At 45.6% G+C, this 15,343-nt stretch carries 15 protein-coding genes; 9 read left to right on the top strand and 6 right to left on the bottom strand.

Annotated elements, in window-relative coordinates:
* Positions 1–21 precede the first annotated feature (21 nt).
* Positions 22–1,266 (top strand): competence protein CoiA, encoded by a 1,245-nt coding sequence (locus RBB45_RS06495; protein ID WP_306009291.1) that lies wholly within the window; start codon positions 22–24, stop codon positions 1,264–1,266.
* A gap of 104 nt (positions 1,267–1,370) precedes the next feature.
* Positions 1,371–3,200: an oligoendopeptidase F gene (pepF, locus tag RBB45_RS06490; RefSeq protein ID WP_022543611.1), complete on the top strand. Its 1,830-nt coding sequence runs from the start codon at positions 1,371–1,373 to the stop codon at positions 3,198–3,200.
* A 678-nt stretch (positions 3,201–3,878) separates the two neighbouring features.
* On the opposite strand, the gene RBB45_RS06485 is transcribed toward pepF, so the two are convergent.
* From RBB45_RS06485 to RBB45_RS06465, 5 genes are all read right to left on the bottom strand, one after another.
* Positions 3,879–4,058 carry a hypothetical protein gene (locus RBB45_RS06485; protein ID WP_009794111.1) on the bottom strand — a complete coding sequence of 60 codons (180 nt, stop codon included), beginning with the start codon at positions 4,056–4,058 and terminating at the stop codon, positions 3,879–3,881.
* Between the two features lie 249 nt (positions 4,059–4,307).
* Positions 4,308–5,186, bottom strand: coding sequence for a ClpXP adapter SpxH family protein (locus tag RBB45_RS06480; protein ID WP_009794112.1), 879 nt, complete (start codon positions 5,184–5,186; stop codon positions 4,308–4,310).
* Entirely contained in the window at positions 5,183–5,590 is a 408-nt protein-coding gene (locus RBB45_RS06475; protein ID WP_009794113.1) for a globin domain-containing protein, read from the bottom strand. The genes RBB45_RS06480 and RBB45_RS06475 overlap by 4 nt, the downstream gene beginning before the upstream one ends.
* A 287-nt stretch (positions 5,591–5,877) precedes the next feature.
* Positions 5,878–6,498 carry a lytic transglycosylase domain-containing protein gene (locus RBB45_RS06470; RefSeq protein ID WP_094768236.1) on the bottom strand — a complete coding sequence of 207 codons (621 nt, stop codon included), beginning with the start codon at positions 6,496–6,498 and terminating at the stop codon, positions 5,878–5,880.
* Positions 6,499–6,538: 40 nt separating this feature from the next.
* Positions 6,539–7,135 (bottom strand): CYTH domain-containing protein, encoded by a 597-nt coding sequence (locus RBB45_RS06465; protein ID WP_306009290.1) that lies wholly within the window; start codon positions 7,133–7,135, stop codon positions 6,539–6,541.
* Positions 7,136–7,257: 122 nt separating this feature from the next.
* Here RBB45_RS06465 and RBB45_RS06460 point away from each other — a divergent pair, with 122 nt between their 5' ends.
* The 4 genes from RBB45_RS06460 to RBB45_RS06445 all read left to right on the top strand — a co-directional run bounded on the left by RBB45_RS06460 (position 7,258) and on the right by RBB45_RS06445 (position 10,121).
* Complete coding sequence (locus tag RBB45_RS06460; protein WP_129611877.1) at positions 7,258–7,620, top strand: UPF0738 family protein; 363 nt, start codon at positions 7,258–7,260, stop codon at positions 7,618–7,620.
* Positions 7,621–7,706: 86 nt separating this feature from the next.
* Positions 7,707–8,345, top strand: a complete 639-nt coding sequence (gene yjbM, locus RBB45_RS06455) for a GTP diphosphokinase (protein ID WP_009794118.1) — start codon at positions 7,707–7,709, stop codon at positions 8,343–8,345.
* Positions 8,346–8,417: 72 nt separating this feature from the next.
* A complete protein-coding gene (locus RBB45_RS06450; protein WP_009794119.1) occupies positions 8,418–9,215 on the top strand; it encodes an NAD kinase in 798 nt (265 codons plus the stop codon).
* Positions 9,216–9,233: 18 nt separating this feature from the next.
* Entirely contained in the window at positions 9,234–10,121 is an 888-nt protein-coding gene (locus RBB45_RS06445; protein ID WP_129611876.1) for an RluA family pseudouridine synthase, read from the top strand.
* Positions 10,122–10,168: 47 nt separating this feature from the next.
* On the opposite strand, the gene prpE is transcribed toward RBB45_RS06445, so the two are convergent.
* Positions 10,169–10,909 (bottom strand): bis(5'-nucleosyl)-tetraphosphatase PrpE, encoded by a 741-nt coding sequence (gene prpE / locus RBB45_RS06440; RefSeq protein WP_148950153.1) that lies wholly within the window; start codon positions 10,907–10,909, stop codon positions 10,169–10,171.
* Positions 10,910–11,065: 156 nt separating this feature from the next.
* On the opposite strand from prpE, the gene mgtE reads away from it, so the two are divergent.
* From mgtE to fabI, 3 genes are all read left to right on the top strand, one after another.
* Positions 11,066–12,439, top strand: a complete 1,374-nt coding sequence (mgtE, locus tag RBB45_RS06435) for a magnesium transporter (RefSeq protein ID WP_009794122.1) — start codon at positions 11,066–11,068, stop codon at positions 12,437–12,439.
* A gap of 18 nt (positions 12,440–12,457) precedes the next feature.
* Positions 12,458–14,317 carry a monovalent cation:proton antiporter family protein gene (locus tag RBB45_RS06430; protein WP_148950154.1) on the top strand — a complete coding sequence of 620 codons (1,860 nt, stop codon included), beginning with the start codon at positions 12,458–12,460 and terminating at the stop codon, positions 14,315–14,317.
* 136 nt (positions 14,318–14,453) lie between these two features.
* Positions 14,454–15,227 (top strand): enoyl-ACP reductase FabI, encoded by a 774-nt coding sequence (gene fabI, locus RBB45_RS06425; RefSeq protein WP_009794124.1) that lies wholly within the window; start codon positions 14,454–14,456, stop codon positions 15,225–15,227.
* Positions 15,228–15,343 lie beyond the last annotated feature (116 nt).

Raw genomic sequence — 15,343 nt, 5'->3', positions numbered from 1 at the left:
TAAAAAGAAAGGAGGAGAATTATGCTGACAGCAATCCGTAAATCAGGCAAGTTTATCAACTCTGCTGACTTCACGGATAGGGAAACACTGCGGAAGCTCAAGGTAAAGGAGGGCAGCTTCCTCTGTCCAGTATGCAGGGAAAAGGTAATGCTTAAGGTTGGAACCAGGAAGATACCCCACTTTGCCCATTATAAGGAATATTCCTGTGAAGCATCCTTTGAAAATGAGTCAGAGTACCATATGAAGGGAAAGCTGGATATTTACCGGTGGCTGATAGCCAATAATGTGCATGCCAGGCTGGAAACTTATATAAAAAGCATCAAACAGCGCCCTGATATATGCTTTGTATATGCCGGGAAGAAATTTGCCGTTGAATTCCAGTGCTCCCCTATTCCAGAATCGCTTTTCGCCAGCAGGACTAGTGCTTACAAAGAGGCAGGCTTCACGCCCATCTGGATACTCGGAGGAAAAGAGATCAGGCGGACCTCAGCCCGAAAAGCAAGCTTCTCTGAATTCCATTATTCTTTTGTCAATCGTTCATCAGATGCTCCATATCATTTGCTTTCTTACTGCCCCGATGTACAGAGCTTTATTTTCCTCTCCAACATCTGCCCGCTTACCACCCGTAATGTCCTGACAGACTTCTCTGTCATACCGCTGCATCAAATGAAATTTCCAAATCTAATAACTGCCCCGCGGATTGTCCGTTTTCCGCCGGCAGACTGGCAGAAGGAAATCTGCAAGCTCCAGCAAACCTATTCGCTGACCCCCAATACATTCAAACATCCCTTCTACATGGCCATATATCAAGCAGGCTTACATCTCTCCCTGCTCCCGCCGCATATCGGCATTCCTGTCCTTCATTCTCTCTGGATTTCAACACCTCCGCTAGTCTGGCAGGCGTATCTGCATACTGACTGTTTCATAGGCCTGAAACCTGGAGAGAAGGTGACTGAGAATGAAATCATGCAGTCTCTGAAGCGGCGCATACGTGCTGGAGATGTGAAAGTCAGGGAGCTCCCTCTTTCAGAAGGAGAATACAGCCTGGCTGTTACAGAATATTTCTGCCATTTATCAGCATCCGGAGTCTTTCAGTTTGAAGGAGAGGGGAGATACAGGCTCGCTCACGAATGGACTATCCCTAAGACAATGGATGAAGCCGGACTACTGAGAATGCGCTTTTATACAGGAATGGCGAGATCTGAAGACACTCCCTTCCCATATGAAATGGGGAATAATGAAAACAGCATCACTGACATACAATAAGGAGAGATTTATAATAAAGAAGGAATTTCCCTTTAAAGGTAGAAATAACTAGTGAACCGAATTTTTATTCGGACCACGAAATAACTGAAATGGAGGATATAGACATGGCAAATGAAACTGCGGTAAAGAAATTGCCTTCAAGAAGTGAAATAAAGCCGGAAGATACATGGAGGCTTGAAGATATTTTTTCAACTGACGATGCCTGGGAAAAAGAATTCCAGGAAGTGAAGCAGCTGCTTCCTGATGCGGGCGGGTTCCAGGGCAAGTTGGGGGACAGCGCAGACAAGCTGTATGAAGCGCTTCAATACCAGGATCATCTCCTTGAAAGGCTGGGCAGGCTCTACTCATATGCCCATATGAGATATGACCAGGATACGACCAATTCCTTTTACCAGGGACTGGATGACCGCATTAAAAATCTGTATTCCCAGGCAGCGAGCAGCCTTGCTTATATTGTGCCAGAGATCCTGGCAATCGATGAAGAGAAGATCAGCAGCTTCCTTGATGAAAAAGAAGAGCTAAGACTCTATAAGCATTCTTTGGAGGAAATTAATCTTCAAAGGCCCCACGTATTATCTGCAGAAGCAGAAGCGCTGCTGGCTCAGGCTTCAGAAGTCCTTGATGCACCAGGGAACACATTTGGCATGCTGAATAATGCCGATCTTGAATTTCCATCCATTAAAGATGAAAACGGGGAAGAAGTCGAGGTTACCCATGGCCGCTATATCCGTTTCCTGGAGAGTGACGATCAGCGAGTCCGCAGGGATGCCTTTAAAGCGGTATATGATACTTATGGTAAATTCAAGAATACTTTTTCAAGCACCTTGAGCAGCAATGTCAAAAAAGATAATTTCTATGCGCGTGTCAGGAATTATGATTCTGCCCGCCATGCTGCACTTTCGGATAATAATATCCCTGAAAGTGTCTATGAAAATCTGGTCAATACGGTCAATGACAACCTCCATCTTCTCCACCGCTACATTAAGCTGAGAAAAGAGGTCCTGGGCCTTGAAAAGCTTCATATGTATGATCTCTTCACACCTCTTGTCAAAGATGTGAAGATGGAAATTCCTTATGATGAAGCAAAGGATTATGTACTAAAAGGACTGGAGCCGCTGGGAGAGGAATATCTTTCAGTATTAAAGGAAGGGTTTGAAAACCGCTGGGTCGATGTCCATGAGAATAAAGGAAAAAGAAGCGGGGCTTACTCTTCAGGTGCATATGGCACAAATCCATATATTCTGATGAACTGGCAGGACAATGTGAACAATCTGTTCACCCTTGCGCATGAATTCGGGCATTCTGTCCACAGCTACTACACAAGAAAAACGCAGCCATATCCTTACGGAAATTATTCAATCTTTGTGGCAGAGGTAGCTTCCACATGCAATGAAGCCCTCCTTAACGACTATCTGCTGAAAACGATTGATGATGACCAAAAAAGGCTTTATCTGCTGAATCATTATTTAGAAGGGTTCCGGGGCACGGTGTTCCGCCAGACCATGTTCGCTGAATTTGAACATCAGATCCACCAGAAAGCCCAAAATAATGAGGCATTAACAGCAGAGGCACTGACACAGGATTATTATGAGCTTAATAAAAAGTATTTCGGCGAAGAAGATATCATCATCGACGAGGAAATCGGGCTGGAATGGTCCCGGATCCCTCATTTCTATTACAATTACTATGTTTATCAATATGCTACAGGCTTCAGCGCCGCAACTGCACTAAGCAAGCAGATCCTCGAAGAAGGTGAGCCGGCAGTCGAAAGGTATATCAACTTCCTGAAAGCAGGAAGCTCGGATTACCCGATCGAAGTGCTGAAAAAAGCGGGTGTTGACATGACAAGCCCTGCTCCGATTGCAGATGCCTGCAAGGTATTCGAGGAGAAGCTGAACGAGATGGAAGAACTCTTGAACAGGGTTAAGCAGTAAAACAGAAAAGGGGATGGACTTATTCCCTTTGTGAAGTCCACACAATGTGAGAAACCACTCAAAAAGCATGTTAAATCGTATATGATTTAGCGTGCTTTTTTTAGTGGTAACATTAATGTTTTGATATTTCTATTTGCAAGTTAGGACTGTAATATGAAATGAAGAAATGCTGCCGGTGAGCATTTTGATGGGCTGAAGTATATTGGAGAAGTGCGGCAGTGAAGACTTAAGGTGAGTAATGCGCTGAATCTGGAGATTTGGCGCTTATTTGCGGACTGGAAATAGTTTGATTGGGAAGAGGGGGGCGTATATTTGCGAGTTTGTGAGGATATTTGCAGGATTTTTAATATATTTGCGAGTTTTGGGGTATATTTGCGACTCTGCTGAGTTTATTTGCGGGTTTCCGTTCTTATTTGCGAGCAGGGATGGGAGGGACTGGCGGAGTTGAGCGGGCATCGGGCAGGAAGGAAGCTGCTGCAGGACGATATTAGCAACTTTTCCTGTTTATTAGCAACTTTCCTGGTTTACTAGCAACTTTCACCATATATTAGCAAGATTTCAATTATATTAGCAACTTCCGCCATATATTAGCAACTCTGCAAACCTTCACCTCGGCATCCCTTTAAAACTGCTCCAGACTTGCTGGTCACACCTGAACAGTCACCTCCGCACTTCTGCTTAAAAACCTTTAAACCGCCTCCTTTCATTTATATACAGCACCAGGATTAGTAGGGCCACGAATAAGAGAGGGGAGGTGATGATGAGGGGCAGCATTTTCATGAGGCCCAATATATTCAGAATGAAAGCAGCAGTGACTGCCAGTATGATCAGAAATAAGATGACTTTGCTTTTAAGCATACTTAACCTCCTGGTTATGGTTTCAGGTTTCAGGGCTTGTTTATGTATATGCAAAAAGCGGGGGATAATTTCGTGACAATTTTGTGAAGAGATGAACAATCTATTGTTCATTCTGCAGCCAGTATGATATGATGTATTTGTTACATAGTTCACAAACGATCAAACCCCCTTTCTATTATTGAAACATATACTCCCATCCTGAAATATAAGAAAAGCCCTGCATCTGCAGGGCTTTTCTTATATCCTGTGTTATTCTCCGCAATATCTCCAAAAAGTCCCGTATTTTGCAGGGAGCTGTTCGACCAGCTGCTTCAATTGGAGTTTTTTCATTTCTTTTTCTACTTGTGAAACCGTCATATTGTATACAACTGCAATTTCCTTGGTTGCTACCAGCTTGAAGTATCTCAGGAATGCTTCAAGGGATGGCGGCTCAGAAGGTTCAGGCTTCATCTGCAGCATTTCTTCAATGATCTGCACATACACCTCATAAGGGTAATAGCCTGTGACTTTAATTCCTTCTTCTTCAATATTTTCATTGAAAAATACAAGAGTAGGTATTTCCTGTACATCCATTTCTGAAGTGATTTTCAGGTCACATTGAAAAGCTTTAGCAGCGCTGTCTGAGTGGATATCGGCAACAAATTCGACAACGTCAAGCCCGACATTCTGTGCACAGGATTTGAGGACATCGAAGTTTGAAATGTTCTGCTTTTCAAGGAAAAGCACCTCCTGCAGCTTCCGCAGAAATCGGATCCCTGCTTTTCTTCCCTGCAGCTCGGCTGCCTTTATCGCGATGGAAGCCAGATGCGGGGACGAGACAGGGTTTTCAAACCAGACATTGCCATCACATGACATCCCTGAACGGCTTGCGGTTTTTTCCCAATAGTCCGCGAGGCTTTCCAGCCTCTGCTTCCTTCCCATGTTGAGGGAGGCAAGCCTGCCGCTAAGGACATGCTTAAAGGAAAAGTAGCTTCCATACTCTATCATCAGTTTCTTAATAATCGGTTCCAGCGCCCAGCACTCGGGACAGAGAGGATCGACGAACATGTAAATCTCAATCCGCTTTTTCTCGATGCCCTGGCAATGAGGAGATGCATGGATGAATTGAGAAGTTTCTTTTTCCCTCACTTGCTCTCACCTTTCATCATATCTTTTTCTGGTGTATTGATCATATGCTGTGCCGTTAATGCGAGCCGGGAGAAGAAATGCTGCCTGAAGTCGCCTTCCAATCCTGTTGCATCCATAGCCTGTTCCATGCATGACAGCCATGCCTTTGCCCTTGTTTCCGTAATTTCGAAGGGGAGGTGGCGGGCTCTTAGCATAGGGTGCCCATGTTCGGATGTATATAAAGCAGGTCCTCCAAGATATTGTGTCAGGAACTGTTTTTGCTTTCTGGCCGTTTCAGTCAGGTCATCAGGGAAGATAGGAGCGAGATCAGGGTGCTGTCCAACCAGGCTGTAAAAAACATCAACAAGCCGGTGAAGTTTTTCTTCGCCAATAGCATCGAACGGTACAGTCATTTTCTCGGCCATTATAAAAACTCCTTTTCGAGTTTAATGAGTAAGTTTCCAAAAGATTAGTTATAGCAGAAACATTATCTTTTAATATTCCTGTGCTTTCTTTATTTTAACAACGCCCTTTTTATATCTCAAACAAATAGCTTGAGGACAAGCAGCACAAAGTGGCGGCATTCATTACTTTAACCAATATCACGGAATTTTTCCAGCGTGAACCATTGTCAGCTCAATATGAAGGTTTTTCCCGCAAAAAAAAAGCCTTCCGCATAGCCTGGGCTGCAGAAGGCTTTCTCGCAAGGTTCTTATGCTAAGAAGCTGCCGGTCACTTTTTTTACATAGTTCAAAGTTTCTTTAAAAGGAGGGATGCCTCCGTATTTATCGACATTTCCCGGGCCTGCATTGTATGCTGCAAGCGCCTTTTCAATGTTGCCCCCATATCTGTCCATCATTTCACGCAAATATTTGCTGCCGCCAAATATATTGTCGCGGGGATCAAATATATTTTTGACGCCAAGGCCTTTGGCTGTTTCCGGCATGAGCTGCATCAGCCCGGAAGCCCCGGCAGCACTGACAGCACCGGGATTGAAGTTGGATTCCTGTTTGATGACAGAGTGGATGAGCTTGGCAGGAAGCTTGTACAGCTCTGCTGCCTCATTGATGATATCTGAAAAAGGTTCCCCATTTCCGCCGGAAAGCTTTGTAAAGCTTACTGGAGGAAGTGCCGCAGCCATCTTTCCAGACAAGAATGTTTCTCGTCCGGTTTCTGCAGACTCCTGTCCGCCGGGTGCCTCATCCGATGCCATCATTTCATTCATGATGCTGGTAAAGACACTGCCCAAGCCGGAGTCTGAAGGAGTACTGTTGCCGCCGAAATTCTGGAGGGCCTGGAGTTCAAGCATCACTTTCAGTTGGTCAATGTTCATTGCTGTCTCCTTTTATATAACTGCCAAAGCTTTTAATCAATCATTCAGCAGTGTTCATGTTTAATTTTTGACGGTAAAACCTCTTAATTTTATTTTCGGTCTTTCTTTCGGGAATGTTTAGGAGTTTCAGGAAAAGGATAAATTCCTTCTTTCCTTTTTCGCTGTCACTTACCTCATATTCTAATTCATAATCCTCGCAATTTAAATAGGAACTATGGTCGAGAACCATCAGGCCGCCATTATAAGCTTTTTCGGCCCGTTTGGTAGAAAGGGATCCAAAGTATTCAAGTTCAGCAGCAGGAATTTTCATGATTTCAAGCGCCTCTTTTATGTGGCCGTCCGGGATGCTTCCTGTTTGCATGCAGGCATCCGCTTCCGTTTGCGAAAGCTCTATATTTGTCTCGAGAAGCCCTTCGTCTGCCGGCTGCTTGAGCGTCATTTCATATGTCCCGTTTTTAAAACGGATTCTTAACGCGCTCATTTTGTCCTTGAGCTTAAAGTCCGGTGTATCAAAATAATGGTTTTCCTGCAAGAAAAAATCTGCCGGTTTAACCTGCAGAAAGGCTGCCGCCTTCTCAAATTCATGCTGCTCCAGCATGTTCTTGTATTCTATTTCAATGTGCTGTGAATGGCTCATATTATGTGTGCTCCCCTGAGTATAGTCATTTTTATTATCTCTTTCTTTCAGACAGACTTCAATCCTTAGGATATAGAAACAACCTGTGATAAAATAGGGGAGAGTATGGGAGGTTGGAATTCATGAATAAAAAAATAGACATAACCAATGCGGCACTGACAGAAACGAATGAGCTGCTGCTGGAGACAGAACAGGATATTAATGGGCTTAAGGCGAATGGACAGATGCTGGTCGATTCAGATAACCTGGCATTTGTTTATATTGCGGAAAGCAATGATGAATATACATACATAGTCCTATCAGAAGGCATATGGGCCGCCATGAGCCTGGCCCTCGCAGCAGGGGCGGATGCCTATCTGGCAAACGGCCCTGGCAGGCTGCACCTTCCTCAATTCAGGGAGGAACTCGGCTATCTGATCGAGAATATTAAAGGCAACAGCAATTATGGAGATGAAATGGTGGCAAAGGTGGAAGCCGCCTTCTGAAAAGCGCAATAGCCCCCGGCAGAAAGGCTGGTGCACCCCGGCCTTCCTCCGGAAAATAGAGAAAATGGGATGAGGTGAAGATGCGCATGAAGCATTGGGATCAATTTTTAGCACCTTATAAGCAGGCTGTCGAGGAATTGAAGGTAAAACTGAAAGGGATGAGGGGCCAGTTTGAACTTGATTCCTCAAGTTCCCCGATTGAATTTGTGACAGGCAGGGTAAAGCCGATTGCGAGCATATTGGATAAAGCCAATCAAAAGGGGATACCTCTTGATAAATTGGAAACCGAGATGCAGGATATTGCGGGCTTGAGGATGATGTGCCAGTTTGTGGATGACATAAAACTGGTTGTTGAAATGCTCCGCCGCAGGAACGATTTCGAGCTGATAGAGGAAAGGGATTATATTTCCCACAAAAAGGCAAGCGGCTACCGTTCCTATCATGTCGTCATAAGATATCCTGTCCAAACGATCAATGGCGAGAAAAAAATCCTTGTTGAAATCCAGATCAGGACGCTGGCCATGAACTTTTGGGCGACTATAGAACACTCATTGAATTATAAATACCGCGGCCAATTTCCAAAGGATATACAGATGAGGCTGAAAAGGGCTGCTGAGGCTGCCTTCCGCCTGGACGAAGAAATGTCCCTGATCAGAGGAGAAATCCAGGATGCACAGGCGTTCTTCACCCGGAAGAAAGAGCATCAGAAGGAAGGCGGAAGCTGACGGCGGCAAGGCTTCTGTCCACTACAAGGGCAAAGGTCAAACTGGGATTTTGAAAAGGAGAGAAAAAGCACAATGAAATTTGCCATTACGTCTAAAGGCGACTCCAAATCAAATACACTTATGCATAAAATGAAAACGTATTTACTGGATTTCGATTTAATATATGATGAGGATCAGCCGGATATTGTTGTATCCATAGGCGGGGATGGCACGCTTCTCTATGCTTTCCACCGGTACAGCAGCAGGCTGGAAAAAACGGCTTTCGTCGGCATACATACAGGACATCTTGGCTTTTATGCTGATTGGGTGCCGGAAGAAATCGAAAAGCTGGTGATTGCCATTGCCAAAACGCCGTACCAGGTGATTGAATATCCGCTTCTTGAAGTAATTATCCGCTACCAGCATGGAGGAAGGGAAACGAGATATCTGGCCCTGAATGAGTCGACAGTCAAGAGCATCGAGGGCACATTGGTAATGGACGTGGAAATCAGGGGACAGCATTTCGAGCGCTTCAGGGGAGACGGGCTCTGCCTGTCCACTCCATCAGGAAGTACGGCTTATAATAAAGCGCTTGGAGGGGCCATTCTCCATCCTTCGCTGCCTGCCATCCAGTTTGCGGAAATGGCTTCAATCAATAACAGGGTATTCAGGACGCTGGGTTCACCGCTTGTCCTGCCGGCCCATCATACGTGCATGCTGAAGCCGGTAAATGTACCGGACTTCCAGATTACAATTGACCATCTGACGCTCCTGCACAAGGATGTAAAGTCGATCCAGTTCAGGGTGGCGGATGAGAAGATCAGGTTTGCCCGTTTCCGTCCATTCCCATTCTGGAAAAGGGTGCATGATTCATTTATTACCGACAACTAAGAAGGGAAGGGCCCGTCCATGGATTCGTTCACATTAAATTGGAGAATCGATAAGCAGGACAGCGGACAGTCCATTAAAGATTATCTGAAGCAGCGTGAAATTTCCAAAGCTGCCCTGACTGATATAAAGTTCAGCGGCGGGAAAATCGAAGTGAACGGCAATGAGGAAAATGTGCGCTATACGCTAAATGAGGGGGACTGCCTTTCCGTCAGGTTTCCTTCTGAAATGCCGAGTCCAGGGATGGAAGCAGAAGACATTCCCCTGGCTATCGTGTATGAAGATCCTTATGTACTGGTTGTCAACAAGCCAGCCGCTATGAGCACGATCCCCTCAAGAGAGCATCCACGCGGAAGCCTTGCGAATGCACTTATCGGCTATTACAGGAAAATCGATCTGGCATCGACGGTCCATATTGTGACAAGGCTTGACCGTGACACTTCAGGGCTGGTCCTGGTTGCCAAGCACCGCCATGTCCATCACTTAATGAGCACACTGCAGAGGGAAGGCAGGGTTAAGAGAACCTATGAAGCCTTTGCAGAAGGAAAGCTATTCCCGGTAGAAGGGTCCATTGAGGCACCGATTGCGCGCAAAAAGGACAGCATCATTGAAAGGGAAGTCAATTTCCTTGAAGGGCAGTATGCCTGCACACATTATAAAGTAAAAGGAACCGGAGAGTTCACTTATGTGGAGCTGGTGCTTGAAACAGGGAGAACTCACCAGATTCGGGTCCATCTTTGCCATCTCGGCCATCCCCTGCTTGGAGACGGGCTGTATGGCGGGAATAAAAATCAAATCAGCCGCCAAGCCCTTCATTGCCGGGAGCTCCGTTTTTTTCATCCGTTCCTGGAGAGGGAGCTTTGCTTCTCAGCCGGGCTGCCTGATGATATGAAGGCACTGCTGGAATAGAAGACAGCCGCCTTTTTAGGCGGCCGTTTTACTATGCCGGCAGATGTTTAAAGGATGTCCCGGAACTTTTCTGCATTGAAAGGCATGGAGGAGCCGACAGAAACCAATTCCATTTCCGGGTATCTCAAGGCTGTAAGCTTGTTGCCAAAAACGGCACCTGTATCAATATTAAAGGTTGAATTGACGGTTCGCGGTTCCTTCACGGGCGTGTGTCCATACACAATGACCCTCTCTCCTTTATACGCCTTTGCCCAGTCCCTTCTTTCAGGAGTGCCATCTGCATTGTTCTTCCCGGTAATGTCTCCGTATAATACAAAAGTTTTCACCTTTGCATTATTTTTCCCGATATATTCTTCCTTGATCCCCGCATGGGCAATGACGAGCTTTCCCCCGTCAAGCACCTGATAGAGGGGAGCCTTTTCATACAGTTCCATGAATTTTCTTCTTATTTCTTTTTTTTTCTTATGGGGAAGGGCTTCATATTCAGCAGCAGTGGTTTCAAGGCCGTGGGTAATCTGGACTTTGTTGCCCAGGAAAAAGCGGTAAAGCTTATTGCAATGGTTGCCCGGTGAATAATAGGCTTCCTGCCGCCTGGCTGCAAGCTCCCACACAATCTCAACCGTTTTCAGCGACTCGGGGCCCCGGTCAGTCAGGTCACCGACAAAAGCAAGCTTTCTCCCATCAGGATGGATGGGGATGCCGGTTTCCCAGGAATAGCCCGTCTTCATAGTGAGTGTTTTGAATTCAGCAAAGCATCCATGTATATCCCCAATGATATCAATTTTCATTCTGTTCCTCCTCCGCCTATCATTTAAGCAGGTCTTACTCAGTATATTTGAAATCCTCAAAATATTCCTGTGGGAAGATTTTAATGACGACAAAAAAACAAACATTTGCTAGTATAGTAAAGACTGTTTTAGTATACCCGGAAGGAGGGGTAAATCATGCCCGATATGCAAGAAAGACCCTCGGAGCAATATAACCGCGAGCTGCTGCTCCAGTCTTTACAAAATGAAGATTTAGATGTTTTCAGGGAGGAGTTCCTTGATCTGCACCCTTATGATCAAGCTTCATTTTTTAAGGAGCTGGAGGAAGAAGCCCGTTCAGTCATCTATCAATTCCTGTCCCCGGAAGAGATGGCAGGTCTCTTTGAAAATCTGGAAGTGGATGAGGAAGAATACAAAGATGTACTGGCTGAAATGAATCCAAGCTATGCAGCAGATATGCTGTCAAATATGTATGCTGATGATGCGGTCGATGTCCTGAATGAATTGGACAAAGACCAGGCTGCAAGCTATCTGACCATAATGGACAGTGATGCGGCACAGGAAATCAAAGACCTGCTGCATTATGAAGAATATACGGCAGGAAGCATCATGACGACCGAATTCATTTCGATCTCCGCCAATCAGACGGTCCGTTCTGCTATGTATATCCTGAAAAATGAAGCCCCCCGGGCCGAAACAATCTATTATGTATACGTAGTGGATGAAGACAAAAAGCTGGCAGGGGTCATTTCCCTCCGTGATCTGATTGTGAACGATGACGATACGATGATCGCGGAAATCACCAATGACCGGGTCGTCTCAGTGTCGGTGGGCGAAGATCAGGAGGATGTTGCCCGAAAAATTAAGGATTATAATTTCCTGGCCTTGCCGGTAGTGGATTTTCAGAATCATTTATTGGGAATCATAACAGTTGATGATGTAATGGATGTCATGGAAGAAGAGGCATCAGACGATTATTCCAAGCTAGCAGCGGTTTCTGACATGGATACTCTTGATCGAAGTCCATTTGCTGCTGCCAGAAAGAGGCTGCCATGGCTTATTATCCTGCTGTTTCTGGGGATGATGACTGCCAGTCTGATTGGACGGTTTGAAGAAACGCTGAGCAAGGTGTCCATACTGGCTGTGTTCATACCGCTTATCGCCGGCATGGCTGGCAATACGGGCACACAGGCCCTGGCAGTTGCTGTACGCGGGATTGCAACAGGCGACCTTGAAAGGGAGAACAAATCGAAGCTTATATTCAGGGAAGCAGGGACAGGGGTTATTACAGGGACGATCTGCGGGATATTGGTCAGTCTCGCTGTATGGCTCTGGCATGGCGATATTTATCTTGGCCTGCTTGTCGGCATTTCCATTTTCTCTACATTGATTGTTGCAACACTCGCAGGGGCGCTCGTACCGTTGATCATGCACCGTATGAAGATCGACCCGGCAGTTGCTTCAGGACCTTTTATTACGACAATAAATGATATTATCAGTATTTTAATTTATTTTGGGATGGCCACATTGTTCATGAGCTATCTGATTTAAATCGGAGGAGGAATAGATATGGAGCATGGAGCATCTGTTGCTTCTCTTGTTATAGTCATTCTTGCAGCGTTTATCACACCTATTGTGCTGCATCGATTGAAGTTAAACTTTATCCCTGTGGTCGTGGCGGAAATCATTGTCGGCCTGATCATAGGAAAAAGCGGGTTTGACCTGGTTCATGAAGACATGTGGCTGGAAACCCTCTCGACCCTCGGCTTTATTTTCCTGATGTTTTTAAGCGGGCTTGAAATTGACTTTTCGGCTTTCAAAAAGAGCAAGAAAAAAGCAGTCCTGCCAAATGGAAAGCCTGAGCCAAACACGTTTCTTGTTGCGTCCATTGTGTTTGTCGGGATTTTCGCTGTATCGCTGCTGCTTTCCTATTTGTTTGTCCTGGCAGGATTCATTGATAATGCTTTCCTGATGACCCTGATCATTTCGACCATATCCCTTGGGGTGGTAGTGCCTACATTGAAAGAAGCCCATCTGATGAAAACGGGGATCGGGCAGATCATCCTGCTGATCGCAGTCATTGCCGACTTGGCGACAATGATCCTCCTGGCTGTCTTTGTGTCGCTTAATGATGGCGGTGAAGGCAATACCTGGCTTCTGCTCGTATTATTCGGAGCCGGAGTCATCCTGTTTTTTGTCGGAAAGAAGTTCCAGAAACGCAATTTCATTGAGGCGATGTCAACCGGTACAGTTCAAATTGGCACGAGAGCAGTTTTTACACTCATTCTGCTCTTGGTTGGCCTTTCTGAAACGGTTGGCGCGGAGAATATACTCGGTGCATTCCTGGCAGGTGTGCTTGTGTCCCTGCTTGCACCAAATCAGGAAATGATTCATAAACTGGATTCATTCGGCTATGGCTTCCTGATTCCTATTTTCTTTGTAATGGTCGGTGTTGACCTTAATGTGTGGACGTTATTCAGCGATCAGAAGATGCTTATGCTTATTCCGCTTCTGCTGATTGCCCTGCTTGCTTCCAAGCTTGTCCCAGTTCTTATTCTCAAGAAATGGTATGACGCAAAAACTGTGATAGCATCAGGGTTCCTGCTGACATCCACGCTGTCTCTTGTCATTGCGGCAGCAACCATCGGAGAAAGGATGGAGATCATCACAGCAGAGATGAGCGGAACGCTGATCCTGGTTGCAATCATTACCTGTGTGCTGACTCCGATTGTCTTCAAAAAGCTTTTCCCGAAAGAAGCTGCAGAGGAAAAAATGCTCAAGGTCGCCTTTATTGGCGCCAACCAGCTTACACTTCCGGTTTACAGTGAACTGAAATCCTCGCTGTATGAACCAAAGCTGTACCATAAAAAGCAAGAGAAGTCTGATAAGCAGATTGCCGATTCCCTTTTCGAGATAGAAGAGGTTGATGATTTCACAGTGGGTGTCCTAGAGGGTACAGATGTTTTCAATTCGGATATTGTTGTGATTTCTACAGGTGATGAAGAAGCTAATGCCACATTATCCGTCGCTTTCAAGGAACGGGGAGTAGAGCGGGTCATCTGCCGCATCGAAAGCCCTGACCTGGAAGAATCCCTTCGTGAGCAGGAAGTGGAAGTCTTCTCAGTGCTTTTATCGACAAAGGCGCTTTTGCGTGCTCTAATCGAATCTCCTAGCGTGATGAATATCCTGACCAATCAGGAAACATCCCTGTATGAGATCAAGCTGCTGAACAGCCAGTTTGACGGCATGACCTTAAGGAGATTTCCATTTACCGGGGATGTTATTTTTGTCCGCATTTTCCGCGGAATGGATTCAATTGTCCCGCATGGGGATACTGAGCTTCAGATGAATGACAGGCTGATCGTTACAGGTTCTAAAGAGTATGTGGATGAATTGAAGCGTGAGCTTGAGTTCTGCGAATGGTGTTAATCAGCATCATAGAAAGCCGGCCGTTTAAGATGGCCGGCTTTCTTATATTCTTTAACAGCACTTTCCTTTTAGCTGATTATGTAGTAATATTAGTACTAGGTACTAATAACATGTATTAATATAGGAGGCACCGACTATGACTCTGTCTTTAGCAGGAAAAACATATGTTGTAATGGGAGTGGCCAATAAACGCAGCATAGCATGGGGAATTGCCCGTTCGTTGCATGAAGCAGGAGCGCGCCTGATTTTTACATATGCAGGAGAACGCCTTGAAAAGAGCGTAAAAGAGCTGGCAGGCTCACTGGAAAACGCAGATAGCCTTGTCATCCCGTGTGATGTGACAAATGACGAAGAAGTTGCTAAATGCTTCGCAGAAATTAAAGCCCAGGCAGGAACCATCCATGGCGTCGCCCATTGCATCGCCTTTGCCAATAAAGAAGAGCTGCAGGGGGATTTCATGAACACGACCAGGGACGGATTCCTGCTTGCCCATAATATCAGCTCTTATTCTTTGACAGCAGTGGCAAAGGAAGCAAAAGAATTGATGACCGATGGAGGAAGCATTGTCACACTGACCTATCTGGGCGGAGAGCGTGTTATGCAGAATTACAATGTTATGGGAGTTGCCAAGGCGTCGCTCGATGCAAGCGTGAGATATCTTGCATCAGATCTTGGCAAATCAGGTATACGGGTTAATTCTATTTCTGCTGGCCCGATCCGTACCTTGTCTGCAAAAGGTGTCAGCGACTTCAATTCAATCTTGAGGGAAATTGAAGAAAAGGCCCCTCTGCGCCGCATCACCACACAAGAAGAAGTCGGAGATACTGCGGTGTTCTTATTCAGCGATATGTCCAGAGGAATCACTGGGGAAAACATCCATGTTGACTCCGGTTTCCATATCATGGGCTAATAAAAAAATTGGCAGGCCATTTCCTTGGCCTGCCTTTTCTATATGTAAATGGGGGGTAAAACCTGAAGCGCAGGAAGCAATCCCGCACTGAGGTTCCGTATATTCCAACAATAGCA

The sequence above is a fragment of the Bacillus sp. MMSF_3328 genome, assembly GCF_030733525.1.
GTDB lineage: Bacteria > Bacillota > Bacilli > Bacillales > Cytobacillaceae > Bacillus_AB > Bacillus_AB infantis.
Note: the sequence above shows the minus strand (reverse complement) of the source record. Positions and strands in the feature narration are given on the sequence as shown.